The organism is Serratia sp. NA_13 (assembly GCF_052691735.1).
Window position 1 is genome coordinate 88,775 of the sequence record NZ_JBQZFV010000006.1, and the last position, 14,148, is coordinate 102,922.

The following is a 14,148-nucleotide window of genomic DNA, read 5'->3' on the forward strand; positions in this document are numbered from 1 at the left end:
ATCAATGTTAATCAACGCGTTCAAGCAGGCTCTGCAGGAAAAACGCCCGCAGATCGGCCTGTGGTTGGGGCTGTGCAGTAGTTACAGTGCCGAACTGTTGGCCGGCTCCGGCTTTGACTGGTTGCTGATCGACGGCGAGCACGCGCCCAACAACGTACAAACGGTGCTGGGCCAGTTGCAGGCGATCGCGCCTTATCCGAGCCAACCGGTGGTACGCCCGGCGTGGAACGACGCGGTACTGATCAAGCAACTGTTGGACGTCGGTGCCCAGACGCTGCTGATCCCCATGATTCAAAACGCTGAACAGGCGCGTGAAGCGGTGCGTGCCACCCGTTATCCGCCACATGGGATACGCGGAGTCGGCAGTGCGCTAGCGCGTGCGTCACGCTGGAACCGGGTGCCGGATTATCTGCAACAGGCCGACGCACAGATGTGCGTATTGGTGCAGATTGAAACTCGTGAGGCGGTGAAAAACCTGGACGAGATCCTGCAGGTGGAAGGGGTCGACGGGGTGTTTATCGGCCCGGCAGATCTCAGTGCCGATATGGGTTATGCCGGTAATCCCCAACAGCCGGAGGTGCAACGCACCATCGACGATGCCATTGCGCGCATCAGCGCTGCCGGCAAGGCGCCGGGCATTCTGACCGCCAATCCTGAGCTGGCGCAGCATTATCTGGCGTCAGGCGCGCTGTTTGTCGCGGTAGGGGTGGATACCACCCTGTTGGCGCGGGCGGCGGAGTCCCTGGCCGGTCGTTTTAAGCAGGAGCGGCCACCCGTGCAATCCCCAAGCGTTTATTAGGTTGCCGGACGCAACCTCACTGGAGACACCATGAGCAACGTCGATTCGCTGCCGCCGGTCAACCCGGCGCAGCAACATAAAGCGTTAACCGCCACCGAACAATCGGTGATTAAAAAGTTATTTCGGCGACTGATTATTTTCCTGTTTGTGCTGTTTGTTTTCTCTTTCCTCGACCGCATCAATATCGGTTTCGCCGGGCTAACGATGGGCAAGGATCTCGGTCTCAGTTCGACCATGTTCGGTCTGGCAGCGACCCTGTTCTACGTCACCTATGTAATTTTCGGTATCCCGAGCAATATCATGCTGGGGATCGTCGGGGCGCGGCGCTGGATCGCCACCATCATGGTGCTGTGGGGCATCGCCTCAACCTGCACTCTGTTTGCCACCGGGCCAACCAGTCTGTATGTGCTGCGGATGATCGTCGGCATTACCGAGGCCGGCTTCCTGCCGGGTATTCTGGTGTATCTCACCTATTGGTTCCCAGCGTTTTACCGCGCCAGGGCCAACGCGCTGTTTATGATCGCCATGCCGGTGACGATGGCGATCGGCTCGCTGGTGTCCGGCTATATTCTGGCACTGGACGGGCTGATGAACCTTAAGGGCTGGCAATGGCTGTTCCTGGTAGAGGGTATTCCGTCGGTACTGTTGGGGGTGGCGGTATGGTTCTACCTGGACGATACCCCGGCCAAGGCCAAATGGCTGACCGACGAAGAAAAAACCAGTCTGAAAGCCATGATGGACGCCGACAAGCTGCAACTGGTGCAGCCCAATGGGCCAGGCAGTCATCGGGCGATGCAGCAGCGCAACCTGTGGCGGGAAATTTTCACGCCGATCGTGCTGATGTACACGCTGGCCTATTTCTGCCTGACCAATACCCTGAGCGCCATTAACATCTGGACACCGCAGATCCTGCAGAGCTTCAACCAGGGCAGCAGTAACATTGTGATCGGTATTCTGGCGGCGATCCCGCAAATCTGCACCATCGCCGGGATGATCTGGTGGAGCAAACGCTCGGATCGGTTGCAGGAGCGAAAATACCACACCACCCTGCCGTATCTGTTTGCTGCCGCCGGTTGGCTGCTGGCCTCAGCGACCGATCACAGCATGATCCAACTGCTGGGGATCGTCATGGCGTCAGTGGGGTCGTTCACCGCTATGGCCATCTTCTGGACTACGCCGGATCAGTCGATCAGCCTGGAGGCGCGGGCGATCGGGATCGCAGTGATCAACGCCACCGGCAATATAGGATCGGCGGTCAGCCCGCTATTGATTGGCTGGTTCAAGGATCTGACCGGCAGCTTTAACTCCGGGCTGTATTTCGTTGCGGCGCTGTTGATAGTGGGGGCGCTGATCGTCTGGCGTATTCCGATGCAAGGCTCGCGTCCACGGGCCACGCCATAAGCTTTACTTGCCATTTTGGCCTAGGGCAGTGCTCGGAACCCTTACGTACTGCGTGTACGCTCGGGTTCCTGTGCGCTGTCCATGGCCAAGCTGTCTGCGACAATGACGCCTAATAAAGGCTTATCACTGATCTCATCGCTGATGGAGGATGATGTGCAGAAAAGTACCGGTTTTATCGCCAATATCGATATCTGCAAAGAGTACGATGCGCGTTATGCCACCGATGAAGTGCATTACGAAACCTTTGCCGGGCTTGCGGCCTTTTTTGGTCGCGATATGCAGGTGCACTGGCACGATCGTTACTTCCAGGTGCATTTTCTGGAGACCGGCAAGATTGAGCTGCAACTGGACAGCCAGCACTATTCGGTGCAGGCACCATTGTTTATCCTCACGCCGCCCTCGGTGCCGCATGCGTTTTTCACCGAGCCGGACAGTGACGGCCACGTGCTGACAGTGCGTCAGGAGTTGATCTGGCCGCTGCTGGAACGGCTGTACCCTGGCAGCAACCTGGCGCTGGACATGCCGGGTATTTGCCTATCGATGGCCGATGCACCGCAAGAGCTGACGGCGCTCAGCCATTACTGGGCGCTGGTCCGCCGCGAATTCAGCCAGCGCCTGGCCGGTCGCGAACAAACGCTGGCGCTGCTGGCGCAGGCGGTGTTCACCCTGCTGTTACGCAATGCATCGCTGGAAGACTCTGCCGCCAGTGGAGTACGTGGTGAGCTGAAATTATTCCAGCGTTTCAACAAGATGGTGGACGAACGTTTCCGCGATCACCTGCCGGTGCCGGACTATGCCCAGGCGCTGGGCGTCACCGAGTCACGGCTCAATGACCTGTGTCGGCGTTTCGCCAATCAGCCTCCCAAACGACTGATATTCGATCGCTTGTTGCGTGAAGCCAAACGCATGCTGCTGTTTAGCGCCTGCACGGTGCATGAAACCGCTTATAGCCTGGGTTTTAAGGATCCGGCTTATTTCGCCCGTTTTTTCAATCGGCTGGAAGGTTGTTCCCCCTCGAGCTACCGCGCCGCACAACATCCCCTTTCGTAAGCTGGATCACAGTTTGCAGCGATAGTGGCTAAGCTTGCCTGAAAAGTACCGGCGATTGCCGCAAAAGTCTCTTCTCGAAATCGGCGTTGGGGGCTTCAATTAAGCAACCAAAAGAAAACATTATTTTAACAAGTGGCCGGGTCCGCCGCCCATAAAATGCCGATTACGAGGAAGACTTAAATGAAACCTGAAGACTTTCGTGCTGACAACAAACGCCCGTTCACCGGTGACGAATACCTGAAGAGTTTGCAGGACGGCCGCGAAATTTATATCTATGGCGAGCGGGTGAAGGACGTTACCACCCATCCGGCATTCCGTAACGCGGCGGCCTCGGTCGGCCAGTTGTACGACTCGCTGCACGATCCGGTCAGCCAGGACCGTCTGTGCTGGGGCACCGATACCGGCAACGGCGGCTACACCCACAAATTCTTCCGTTACGCCCGCAGCCCGGATGAGTTGCGTCAACAGCGTGATGCCATCGCCGATTGGTCGCGTCAGAGCTATGGCTGGATGGGGCGCACCCCGGACTACAAGGCGGCTTTCGGATCTGCGTTGGGCGCTAACCCGGCGTTTTACGGCCAGTTCGCCGACAACGCGCGCCACTGGTACAAACGCATTCAGGAAACCGGTCTGTATTTTAACCACGCCATCGTCAACCCGCCGATCGACCGCCACAAGCCGGTCAACGAAGTGAAAGACGTATTTATTCAGGTGGAAAAGGAAACCGACGCCGGCATTATCGTCAGCGGTGCCAAGGTGGTCGCCACCAACTCGGCGCTGACCCACTACAACTTTATCGGCTTCGGCTCGGCTCAGGTAATGGGTGACAACCCGGACTTTGCGCTGATGTTTGTCGCACCTATGGATGCCGAAGGGGTGAAGTTGATTTCTCGCGCCTCCTATGAACTGGTCGCCGGTGCCACCGGATCGCCATTCGATTATCCGCTTTCGAGCCGTTTTGATGAGAACGATGCGATCCTGATTATGGATCATGTGCTGATCCCATGGGAAAACGTGCTGATCTATCGCGATTTCGATCGTTGCCGCCGCTGGAGCACCGAGGGTGGTTTCGCCCGCTTGTTCCCGCTGCAGGCCTGTGTTCGTCTGGCGGTGAAGATGGACTTTATTACCGCGCTGCTGCAAAAGAGCCTGGCCTGCACCGGTGTGCTGGAGTTCCGTGGCGTTCAGGCCGATCTTGGCGAAGTGGTGGCCTGGCGCAATCTGTTCTGGTCGCTGACCGATGCGATGTGCGCCGAGGCTACCAAGTGGGAAAACGGTGCCTATTTACCGGATTCCGCCGCGCTGCAGACTTATCGCGTGATGGCGCCGATGGCCTACGCCAAGGTGAAGAACATCATCGAAAAGAACGTCACCAGCGGCCTGATTTACCTGCCGTCCAGCGTGCGCGACATGAATAACCCGGAAATCGACAAATATCTGTCCCGCTATGTACGTGGCTCCAACGGGATGGATCATGTCGAACGCATCAAGATCCTCAAACTGATGTGGGATGCGATCGGCAGTGAGTTCGGCGGCCGTCATGAACTGTATGAGATCAACTACGCCGGCAGCCAGGACGAGATCCGCCTGCAATGCCTGCGTCAGGCGCAGGGATCCGGCACCATGGGCAAGATGATGGAAATGGTCGACAAATGCCTGTCCGACTATGACCAGCACGGCTGGAAAGTGCCGCATCTGCATAATAATGACGATATTAATCAGTTGGATAAACTGCTTAAGTGATCCGAAAGGAGGTTTGTATGTCTCAGGAAAATGAACACCGTCTGCTGTTTCGCGACGCCATGGCCAGCCTGTCCGCCGCGGTGAATATCGTCACCACCGACGGCCCGGCAGGACGCTGCGGTATTACCGCCACCGCAGTGTGCTCGGTGACCGATACGCCGCCAACGCTGCTGGTGTGCATTAACCGCAACAGCGCGATGAACCCGGTTTTCCAGGCCAACCAACGGCTGTGCGTCAACGTGTTGAATCATGAGCAGGAGCTGATCGCACGCCACTTTGCCGGTATGACCGAGGTCAGCATGGAAGAGCGTTTCCGTCTGGATGACTGGCAGAGTGGCGCACTGGGGCAGCCGGTGTTGCGTAACACGCTGGCCAGCCTGGAAGGGGAGATCGAGCAGATCCAAAGCATCGGCACCCATCAGGTGTATCTGGTGCAGATCCGCAAGATCGTAGTCAGTGCCGCCGGTAACGGCCTGATCTACTTCAAGCGTAACTTCCATCCGGTGATGCACGAAAGGCTGGCTCTGGCCTGAAGATTGTGGGGGCGCAGTTCACTGCTGCGCCCGATAACATCAACTTTTATTCGCCGCCAAATCACTCACCAGTCGGTTCACCGGATCGCTCATGTTGGTGAACTTGCTCAGCTCCGAGCGGGTCACCACCACAAATACCCCAACGTTTTTCTGCGGGATCATCGCCATATAGGTAATAAAGCCACCACCACCACCGGTTTTCTGAATAATCCCCGGCAGTTCGCCGTTCGGTGCCATATACACCCAGCCCAGACCCAGCGCACTGGCTTCACCCGGTACGTCCATGCCTTTTAGCGACACTAGATCGTTGCGCTGGAAGTACATGGTCTGTTCGCTGGCGGCGGTCGATTTACGTGCCCCCGAGACGTTGGAGCTAAGGAATTGTTGCATCCAGCGCTGCATGTCGCGTGGGGTGGAGTAAACGCCACCGCTACCGGCCGCGGCGGTGGTATCACGGCAGGCACTCGGGCCGGCGGAAGCCACCATCAGGCGTGAGCACTGTTCGGCACTTGGGGTCAGAGTGGTGTCAACCATGCCGAGCGGCGCGGTGATTTTTTCCTTCAGCAGCGCGGTGTAAGGCTTGCCTGCTGCACGCGACAGCGCATCCGCCAGCAGATCATACGCCAGGTTGGAATAGGAGGCGCGCACGCCCGGTGGCACCGTAACATTGGCATGTTCCAGCCACTGCCAGCGCTGTGCTTTGGTCGGCCAGGTAAAGACCGGCGTTTTCGGCGGCTTCTTGCCCGGCTGTTCACGCGGCAGGGCGCTGGTGTGGGTTGCCAGGTTCAGCAAAGTGATCGGTTGGCGAGCGTTATAAGCCGGTACGTAAGCCCCCTGTGGGGCATATTTGCGCAGCGGATCGTTGAGTTTGACCCGGCCTTCCGCCGCCATCTTGACCATCACTTCACTGGTCATCAGTTTGGTGATGGAGGCGATGCGGATCAGCGAGTCCGGGCGCGGACGCAGGTTATTACCCGGTTTGGTATCACCGAAACTGCGGTTAACCACCTGGTTACCGTCGATCACCACTAGCGCCATACCGGTGGCACCGCTGTTATAGAAAATATGTTCGGCATACTGGTCGACGATTTGCGAAGCCAGCTGCGGGGCGGCGGCCTGCGCGGCCAGCGGGGCGGCACAAAGGCCGAGCGCCAGCAATGAAGCGGAGAAAGAGTTCTTCAACGGTGGTTATCCATTTTAAAAGGCAACAGGGAGAGGCCGTGGCCGCAGTATGACCCGGTCTTTTCTGTTGTCAGTGTAATGTGCCTCGGCCCTGGCTGCATGTGGAAAAAAGAGCGGTTTGATAAATAATTTTCTGCCGCCCTGGTGTCGCCGGATCGCCCTATTGCGCGCGGGTGAAAATGGCTATCACTTCGTCCAGATGGGCTTTCATCGCTTTACGCGCACCGCGCACGTCACGCGCCTCGATCGCCGCCAGAATGGCCTGATGTTCCTGTTCGGAGCGGTGTGACATATCGTCCGGCGTATAGTTGCGTTGCAACACGCGGAACATGCTGCCATATCGGTGTCCGAGCAGGTGGCCGATGATAAATGCGTAGGCCGGGTTGCCGCTGGCCTGGGCGATGCGGATATGGAACAGGCGGTCGCCGGGGTGGGTGGCCGAGCCTTCACGGTTATCACGGCAGTTTTGTTCGTAGGCGGTACGGATACCCGCCAATTCCTGTTCGGTAGCATGGCGTGCCGCCAGCGCGGCGGTTTCCGGTTCGATCAATAAACGGGTTTGCAGCAACGAAAATGGCGGCAGTTCGGCATTAAAATCCAGCTCGATATTCAACTCATCGTCGATTTCCGCCCACTGACCGCGCCCGGCCTGTGCCATCACCGGCTCCTGCGAAACCATGGTCGGCGTTTGTGCCCGGACAATCACCCCATTGCCGACTTTGACATCCACCAGACCAATCACTTCGAGCGCGATCAGCGCCTCACGCACGGAGGCGCGGCTGACCTGTAACTGCTGGGCCAGATCGCGTTCGGACGGCAGGCGGCTGCCTGGAGGAAATTCGTTATTATCGATGAGCCGCTTCAATTGGTCGGCTATCTGTCTGTAAATACGTGGGTTTTCCAGTCTGGTGATCGGCATTTTTTACCTTGGGTTGTTCGATGTTAAGTGATGTTGCGCACAAATATTGCTCAAGCCGCTTGAGTAATGGTTAATCAGGTGTAAAAAATTGGTTAATAAAAATGCTGTTTTAAGTGTGTCTCATCACATTATCACCAAACCATAACGCGTAAAGCGTCTTTTGTCATGTTAAAGGCCTGACCTTTAACCGCCTTTAATGGCCTGACCATTAGGCCTTTAGGCCAAGGGAGATAAAATGAATTTAACCGGAAAACGCGTACTGATCACCGCTGCGGGTCAGGGGATTGGCTTTAGCACCGCGAGACTGTTTGCCGATGCGGGGGCCGAGGTGATCGCCACCGATATCAACACCGACCAGCTGCAGGGGCTGGCCGGTATTCAGCCGATGACGCTGAACGTCACCGATCCCGTAGCGATCGCTGCGGCTGCGGAAACTCTCGGACCTGTCGACGTGTTGTTCAATTGTGCCGGTGTGGTGCATAGCGGCTCGATCCTCGAGTGCAGCGAACAGCAGTGGGCGTTCGCCCTCGATCTGAATGTGACGGCGATGTTCCGCATGATCCGTGCCTTTCTGCCCGGCATGCTGGCACGCAAAAACGGTTCGATTATCAATATGTCGTCGGTCGCCTCCAGCGTGAAGGGGGTACCGAACCGCTTTGCCTACAGCGCCACCAAGGCGGCAGTGATTGGCCTGACGCGGTCGGTAGCGGCGGACTACGTCACCCAGGGCATCCGTTGCAACGCCATTTGTCCCGGTACGGTGGAATCGCCGTCGTTGCGCCAGCGCATAGCCGAGCAGGCACGCGAGCAGGACCTTAGCGAAGAAGAGGTGTATCAGGCGTTTGTTGCCCGTCAGCCGATTGGCCGCATCGGCACCACCGACGAGATTGCCCAGTTGGCGCTGTATCTGGCGTCCGACGCCAGTTCCTATACCACAGGTACGGTACAGATTATCGATGGCGGTTGGAGTAACTGAGGAATAGGCCAGCAGGCTGTTGCGTTTGCCATTTTGAGATTGGGCAGTGCTCGGACTCCTCACGTACTCCGTGTACGCTCCGGGGCCTGCGCGCTGTCCGCACTCAAACTGCCTACACTCACGACGTCTGGTGACCCATTCCTCCACTTTCCTGGAGAGGACTGAATGAAACTTTTACGTTATGGCGTACCGGGGCAGGAACGCCCAGGGATATTGGACACTGAGGGTCAGATCCATGACCTCTCGCAGCACATCGCCGATCTCAGTGGTGACGCACTGTTGCCTGCCACGTTGGACCAACTGCGCGCGCTGGACATCAATCAATTGCCGAAGGTGGCTGGACAGCCGCGTTTGGGGGCCTGTGTGGGCCACATCGGCAAGTTTATCTGCATTGGTCTCAATTACGCCGACCATGCGGCGGAAACCGGCGCAGCGATCCCCTCTGAGCCAGTGGTGTTCAGCAAGTGGACCAGTGCGGTGGTCGGGCCGAACGATCGGGTGCAGATCCCGCGAGACTCGCTCAAGACCGATTGGGAAGTGGAACTGGGGGTGATCATTGGTCAGGGCGGGCGCTATATCAGCGAGCAGGACGCGATGCAGCACGTTGCCGGTTACTGCGTAATTAACGACGTCTCGGAGCGTGAATTCCAAATCGAACGCGGCGGCACCTGGGACAAAGGCAAGGGGTGTGACACCTTTGGCCCCACCGGCCCCTGGCTGGTGACTGCCGATGAAATTGCCGATCCCCATAGCCTGAATCTGTGGCTGGAAGTGGACGGCAAACGCTATCAGGACGGCAATACCAGCACCATGATTTTCCGCATTCCACAAATTATCAGCTATCTGAGCCGCTTTATGAGCCTGCAACCGGGTGATGTGATTTCTACCGGCACGCCGCCGGGCGTCGGCATGGGGCAAAAGCCCACACCTCTCTACCTGAAGGCCGGGCAGACGATGCGTCTGGGCATTGAGGGATTGGGTGAACAGCGTCAAACAACCGTACAAGCCTGATGGGGAGCATGCCATGACCACAATTACCGCACTGCGGGTTGAAGATATCCGCTTCCCCACCTCGCTGGCGCTGGAGGGATCCGACGCGATGAATCCGGATCCGGACTATTCGGCGGCTTACGTGATCCTGGAGACCGATCGCGACGATCTGACCGGCCACGGGCTGACCTTTACCATTGGCCGCGGCAATGAGATTTGCTGCGCGGCGATCCGTGCGCTGGAGCATCAGATCGTCGGGGTCCGGCTTGAAGAGATCACCACCGATATGGGGGCCTTCTGGCGGCGTTTTACCGGTGACAGCCAGTTACGCTGGATCGGCCCGGACAAGGGAGCGATCCACCTGGCGACCGGAGCGGTGATCAACGCGGTTTGGGATCTGTGGGCCAAGGCCGAGGGTAAACCGGTATGGCGGCTGGTGGCAGAGATGACGCCAGAGGAGCTGGTGCGCTGCATTGATTTTCGCTACATCACTGACTGCATTACGCCACAGGAAGCGCTTACCCTGCTCAAACAGCGGGCGCAAGGCAAGGAGCAGCGCCTGGAAAGGCTGCTTCAGGACGGCTACCCCTGCTATACCACCTCTGCCGGTTGGCTGGGTTACCCGGACGATAAGCTGCGCCGGTTGTGCCAGGAAGCGGTCGACGCCGGTTTCTCCTACCTGAAGCTGAAGGTCGGGCGCGATCTGGAAGATGATATCCGCCGGGTGCGCATCGCCCGCGAGGTGATCGGCCCCGATCGTCAACTGATGATCGACGCCAATCAGGTATGGGAAGTCAACGACGCCATTCCCTGGGTGAAGCACCTGGCGTTCGCCAAACCCTGGTTTATCGAAGAGCCGACCAGCCCGGATGATGTGGAAGGACACCGCCGTATCCGCGAGGGGGTGCATCCGGTCAAGGTGGCCACCGGCGAGATGTGCCAAAACCGCATCCTGTTCAAGCAGTTCATTATGCGCGAAGCGATTGACGTGGTGCAGATTGACGCCTGCCGTCTCGGTGGGGTCAACGAAGTGCTGGCGGTGATGCTGATGGCGGCCAAATACCATCTGCCGGTGTGTCCGCATGCCGGTGGCGTGGGGCTGTGCGAATACGTTCAGCATCTGTCGATGATCGACTACCTGTGCATTGCCGGTACCCACGATGGCCGGGTGATCGAATACGTCGATCATCTGCATGAACATTTTGTCCATCCCTGTGAGGTCAAGGGGGCGGCCTATATGCCACCGCTCAATCCCGGCTATTCGATTGAGATGCATGTGGCGTCGCTCGAACAGTACCGGTTCCGCGGTTGAACGGGAAACACGCCATGCTGCGTATCGATGCTCACCAACATTACTGGCATTACCATCCGCAACGCTATCCGTGGATCAGCGAGCAGATGACGGTGTTGCAACAGGATTTTGGCCCAAAGCAGCTCGCCCCCCTGCTGCAACAGCAGGGTTTTGACGGTGCGCTGGTGGTGCAGGCCCGGCAGTGCGAGCAGGAAACCCAGACGCTGCTGACACTGGCGCAGCAAAGCTGTGGTGTGTGCGGGGTGGTGGGTTGGCTGGACATCACCGCGCCGCAGCTACCGCAGCGGCTTGAGGAATGGCGCCAACAACCGCTGCTGCGCGGGTGGCGTCATCTGGTGCAAGACGAGCCGCAGCCGGACGCCTGGCTGGCGCGATCGGAGGTGCGACGCGGTATGCAGGCGTTGCAGCGACAGGGGTACGTTTACGACATTCTGGTCACTCATCGGCATTTGTCGGCGGCGGCGCAGTTTGCCGCTGAACACGACGATTACTGGCTGGTGCTGGATCATCTCGGCAAACCGGATATCGCCCAGGGGGCAGAACATTGGGCGCAGCAAATCAAACCCCTGGCAGCGTTGCCGCACGTGGTCTGCAAGCTTTCCGGGTTAATCACCGAAGTGCCTGGCGGCGATTGGCAGGCCTCTCAGCTATTGCCATTTTTTGAGGCGGCGCTGGAGGTGTTCGGTCCACAACGGCTGATGTTCGGTTCTGACTGGCCGGTGTGCCTGCTGGCGGGTGATTACGGCCAGGTTTATCAACTGAATGAGCAGGCCATCGCCACGCTGAGTCCTTCGCAGCAGGCGGAGATTTGGGGGGGCACGGCCTGCCGAATTTATGGGTTAACGGAGTCGGGTTATGGATCTGTATCTGAAAGATAAGGTGGTGATTGTTACCGGTGGCGGCTCCGGCATCGGTGCGGCTGTTTCCCAACTGCTGGCTGAAGAAGGGGCAATCCCGGTGATGGTCACTAACGCCATGCCGGAGGCCGAGTTTCTGGCGCAGCTGCGTCGCTTGCAGCCACGGAGCACGGTGATTATCACCGATTTGTGTGAAGAACAGCAGTGCCGGCGGGCGGTGGCGCAAACGCAGGAAACCTTTGGCCGTATCGATGCCTTGGTGAATAACGCCGGGGTTAACGATGGGGTAGGGCTGGAGGCCGGGCGTGAGGCCTTTGTCGGATCGCTGGAGAAAAACCTGATTCATTACTACCTGATGGCGCACCTGTGCCAGTCGGCGTTGCAAGCCGGCAAGGGGGCGATCGTCAATATCGCCTCCAAGACTGCTCTGAGCGGGCAGGGTGGCACCAGTGGCTATACCGCCGCCAAGGGCGCGGTGCTGGCATTGACACGCGAGTGGGCGGTGTCGCTGCGCCATGAAGGGGTACGGGTCAATGCGGTGGTACCGGCGGAGGTGATCACGCCGCAGTACCAACGCTGGATCAATACCTTTGAGCAGCCGGAGCAGCAGCTCGAGAAAATTACCGCGCGCATTCCTTTCGAACAGCGGATGACCACACCGCAGGAAATTGCCAACACTGTGGTGTTTTTGATTTCCTCGCGTTCGTCGCACACCACCGGACAGTGGCTGTCGGTGGACGGGGGTTATCTGCATCTTGACCGGGCGATCACATGAGTGGCGTGACGGGGACGGGGCAGCGCTTCTGTCAGGCGCTCGATCTGGTCGACTCACCGGCATTGATCGAGGAATACCTGGCCTATCACCAACGCATCTGGCCAGAAATTGCCACTCACCTGCGTGAGCACGGCATCCTGGATATGGAGATTTACCGACTGGGTACCCGGCTGTTCATGATTGTTGAAGTCAGTAGCGGATTCAATGCCGAGCGGTTTGACGCCGCCGGTTTGAGCAATCCCCACGTGCAGCGCTGGGAAGCCCTGATGTGGCACTACCAGGTGGCCACCCCCTGGACGCCGCAAGGCGAAAAATGGGTGGTAATGGAGCGGATATTCTCTTTGAAACAACAATAACTTACCCTACCGAGGATATATCAATGCTTGCTGAAAAAACTGCTGCCCCACCTCAGGTGGGTGCCAAGGCGACGGCCAATCTGCGCTGGGCTTTTATCCTGGTTACCAGCCTGTTCTTTATGTGGGGGCTGTCATATGGCCTGCTGGACGTATTAAATAAGCACTTTCAGGAAACGCTGCACGTGACCAAGGCGCAGTCGGGATTATTACAGGCAGCGTATTTCGGTGCCTACTTCCTGGTGGCGCTGCCTGCCGGCTATTTTATGGATAAAAAAGGCTACAAAGCCGGCATTCTGATCGGACTATGCCTGTATGCGCTGGGGGCATTGCTGTTTGTGCCGGCGGCTTCCGCCAACAGTTTTGGCATGTTCCTGTTCGCACTGTTTGTCATTGCCTGCGGGCTGGGTTGCCTGGAAACCGCCGCCAACCCTTACGCCACGGTATTGGGGGACGCACAGGGAGCGGAAAGACGCTTGAACCTTTCCCAGTCGTTTAACGGGTTAGGACAGTTTATCGGCCCGATGATCGGCGGCACGCTGTTTTTCTCTGCTACCCAGGGTGCTGGCAGCGGTGACCAAAGCGCGGTGAAGATGACCTATGTGGCGATCGCCGTGCTGGTGTTGCTGATTGCCTTTTTGTTCAGTCGCACCCGGTTACCGGACATTCGCGAGGAAGAACGGCCGGAGCACGGTGAAATTGCTCAGGGGTTGTGGCAGCACAAGCACTTTGTTGGCGGGGTGATCACCCAGTTCTTCTACGTGGCGGCACAGGTCGGTGTCGGCGCCTTCTTTATTAACTACGCCACCGAACACTGGAGCGACGTTTCCAACCAAAGCGCGTCCTATCTGCTCTCTATCGCCATGATTTGCTTTATGGTCGGGCGCTTTTTCAGTACCTGGCTGATGGGCAGGGTCAAACCGGCCACGCTGTTGATGGTTTACTCGCTGGTCAACATTGTGCTGTGCGGGGTCGTCATGCTCAGTATGGATGGCATCTCGGTGGTGGCGCTGATCGCCGTATTCTTCTTTATGTCGATCATGTTCCCGACCATTTTCGCCCTCGGGGTGAAAAACATGGGTAAACACACCAAGCGCGCCAGCTCCTTTATGATCATGGCGATTGTTGGCGGCGCCATCATGCCTTACTTTATGGGGGCGCTGGCGGACAGGTACAGCACGGCGTTGTCGTATTGTCTGCCACTGCTGTGCTTCGCCGTGGTGTTTGCTTACGGCTTGCAGCAGCGCCGCCGCTAAGC

14 protein-coding genes are annotated in these 14,148 nt (G+C 58.1%); 12 read left to right on the top strand and 2 right to left on the bottom strand.

Annotated elements, in window-relative coordinates:
- Positions 1-4 precede the first annotated feature (4 nt).
- The 5 genes from hpaI to hpaC all read left to right on the top strand — a co-directional run bounded on the left by hpaI (position 5) and on the right by hpaC (position 5,526).
- The gene (gene hpaI, locus ACUTSU_RS11340; protein WP_445651277.1) at positions 5-799 is read left to right on the top strand and encodes a 4-hydroxy-2-oxoheptanedioate aldolase; all 795 of its coding nucleotides are present in this window, start codon (positions 5-7) and stop codon (positions 797-799) included.
- Between the two features lie 30 nt (positions 800-829).
- A complete protein-coding gene (hpaX, locus tag ACUTSU_RS11345; protein WP_445651278.1) occupies positions 830-2,200 on the top strand; it encodes a 4-hydroxyphenylacetate permease in 1,371 nt (456 codons plus the stop codon).
- A 141-nt stretch (positions 2,201-2,341) separates the two neighbouring features.
- Positions 2,342-3,250 carry a 4-hydroxyphenylacetate catabolism regulatory protein HpaA gene (gene hpaA / locus ACUTSU_RS11350; protein ID WP_445651469.1) on the top strand — a complete coding sequence of 303 codons (909 nt, stop codon included), beginning with the start codon at positions 2,342-2,344 and terminating at the stop codon, positions 3,248-3,250.
- Between the two features lie 180 nt (positions 3,251-3,430).
- Complete coding sequence (gene hpaB / locus ACUTSU_RS11355) at positions 3,431-4,993, top strand: 4-hydroxyphenylacetate 3-monooxygenase, oxygenase component (protein ID WP_445651279.1); 1,563 nt, start codon at positions 3,431-3,433, stop codon at positions 4,991-4,993.
- Between the two features lie 17 nt (positions 4,994-5,010).
- Complete coding sequence (gene hpaC, locus ACUTSU_RS11360; protein ID WP_445651280.1) at positions 5,011-5,526, top strand: 4-hydroxyphenylacetate 3-monooxygenase, reductase component; 516 nt, start codon at positions 5,011-5,013, stop codon at positions 5,524-5,526.
- A 39-nt stretch (positions 5,527-5,565) separates the two neighbouring features.
- On the opposite strand, the gene ampH is transcribed toward hpaC, so the two are convergent.
- Together ampH and ACUTSU_RS11370 are read right to left on the bottom strand one after the other, a co-directional pair.
- Entirely contained in the window at positions 5,566-6,708 is a 1,143-nt protein-coding gene (gene ampH, locus ACUTSU_RS11365) for a D-alanyl-D-alanine-carboxypeptidase/endopeptidase AmpH (protein ID WP_261431783.1), read from the bottom strand.
- Positions 6,709-6,868: 160 nt separating this feature from the next.
- On the bottom strand, positions 6,869-7,627 hold the full coding sequence (locus tag ACUTSU_RS11370) for a FadR/GntR family transcriptional regulator (protein WP_445651281.1): 759 nt from the start codon (positions 7,625-7,627) through the stop codon (positions 6,869-6,871).
- A gap of 235 nt (positions 7,628-7,862) precedes the next feature.
- Between ACUTSU_RS11370 and ACUTSU_RS11375 the strand changes: the two genes are divergently transcribed.
- From ACUTSU_RS11375 to fucP, 7 genes are all read left to right on the top strand, one after another.
- Complete coding sequence (locus ACUTSU_RS11375; RefSeq protein WP_445654186.1) at positions 7,863-8,603, top strand: SDR family oxidoreductase; 741 nt, start codon at positions 7,863-7,865, stop codon at positions 8,601-8,603.
- A 165-nt stretch (positions 8,604-8,768) separates the two neighbouring features.
- On the top strand, positions 8,769-9,614 hold the full coding sequence (locus tag ACUTSU_RS11380; RefSeq protein WP_445654187.1) for a fumarylacetoacetate hydrolase family protein: 846 nt from the start codon (positions 8,769-8,771) through the stop codon (positions 9,612-9,614).
- 13 nt (positions 9,615-9,627) lie between these two features.
- Positions 9,628-10,905: an L-fuconate dehydratase gene (locus tag ACUTSU_RS11385; RefSeq protein WP_445651284.1), complete on the top strand. Its 1,278-nt coding sequence runs from the start codon at positions 9,628-9,630 to the stop codon at positions 10,903-10,905.
- 14 nt (positions 10,906-10,919) lie between these two features.
- The gene (locus ACUTSU_RS11390) at positions 10,920-11,783 is read left to right on the top strand and encodes an amidohydrolase family protein (RefSeq protein ID WP_445651285.1); all 864 of its coding nucleotides are present in this window, start codon (positions 10,920-10,922) and stop codon (positions 11,781-11,783) included.
- Complete coding sequence (locus tag ACUTSU_RS11395) at positions 11,761-12,537, top strand: SDR family oxidoreductase (protein WP_445654188.1); 777 nt, start codon at positions 11,761-11,763, stop codon at positions 12,535-12,537. The genes ACUTSU_RS11390 and ACUTSU_RS11395 overlap by 23 nt, the downstream gene beginning before the upstream one ends.
- Entirely contained in the window at positions 12,534-12,893 is a 360-nt protein-coding gene (locus ACUTSU_RS11400; RefSeq protein ID WP_445651287.1) for an L-rhamnose mutarotase, read from the top strand. The genes ACUTSU_RS11395 and ACUTSU_RS11400 overlap by 4 nt, the downstream gene beginning before the upstream one ends.
- 23 nt (positions 12,894-12,916) lie before the next feature.
- The gene (fucP, locus tag ACUTSU_RS11405) at positions 12,917-14,146 is read left to right on the top strand and encodes an L-fucose:H+ symporter permease (RefSeq protein WP_445651288.1); all 1,230 of its coding nucleotides are present in this window, start codon (positions 12,917-12,919) and stop codon (positions 14,144-14,146) included.
- Positions 14,147-14,148: the final 2 nt, after the last annotated feature.

Bases quoted from the DNA above. Each gene is read 5' to 3' on its own strand.
- ACUTSU_RS11395 (WP_445654188.1), top strand. From the start codon at position 11,761: ATGGATCTGTATCTGAAAGATAAGGTGGTGATTGTTACCGGTGGCGGC.
- hpaA (WP_445651469.1), top strand. From the start codon at position 2,342: ATGGAGGATGATGTGCAGAAAAGTACCGGTTTTATCGCCAATATCGAT.
- hpaI (WP_445651277.1), top strand. From the start codon at position 5: ATGTTAATCAACGCGTTCAAGCAGGCTCTGCAGGAAAAACGCCCGCAG.
- hpaX (WP_445651278.1), top strand. From the start codon at position 830: ATGAGCAACGTCGATTCGCTGCCGCCGGTCAACCCGGCGCAGCAACAT.
- hpaC (WP_445651280.1), top strand. From the start codon at position 5,011: ATGTCTCAGGAAAATGAACACCGTCTGCTGTTTCGCGACGCCATGGCC.
- ACUTSU_RS11390 (WP_445651285.1), top strand. From the start codon at position 10,920: ATGCTGCGTATCGATGCTCACCAACATTACTGGCATTACCATCCGCAA.
- ACUTSU_RS11385 (WP_445651284.1), top strand. From the start codon at position 9,628: ATGACCACAATTACCGCACTGCGGGTTGAAGATATCCGCTTCCCCACC.
- ACUTSU_RS11380 (WP_445654187.1), top strand. From the start codon at position 8,769: ATGAAACTTTTACGTTATGGCGTACCGGGGCAGGAACGCCCAGGGATA.
- fucP (WP_445651288.1), top strand. From the start codon at position 12,917: ATGCTTGCTGAAAAAACTGCTGCCCCACCTCAGGTGGGTGCCAAGGCG.
- ACUTSU_RS11370 (WP_445651281.1), bottom strand. From the start codon at position 7,627: ATGCCGATCACCAGACTGGAAAACCCACGTATTTACAGACAGATAGCC.
- hpaB (WP_445651279.1), top strand. From the start codon at position 3,431: ATGAAACCTGAAGACTTTCGTGCTGACAACAAACGCCCGTTCACCGGT.
- ACUTSU_RS11400 (WP_445651287.1), top strand. From the start codon at position 12,534: ATGAGTGGCGTGACGGGGACGGGGCAGCGCTTCTGTCAGGCGCTCGAT.
- ACUTSU_RS11375 (WP_445654186.1), top strand. From the start codon at position 7,863: ATGAATTTAACCGGAAAACGCGTACTGATCACCGCTGCGGGTCAGGGG.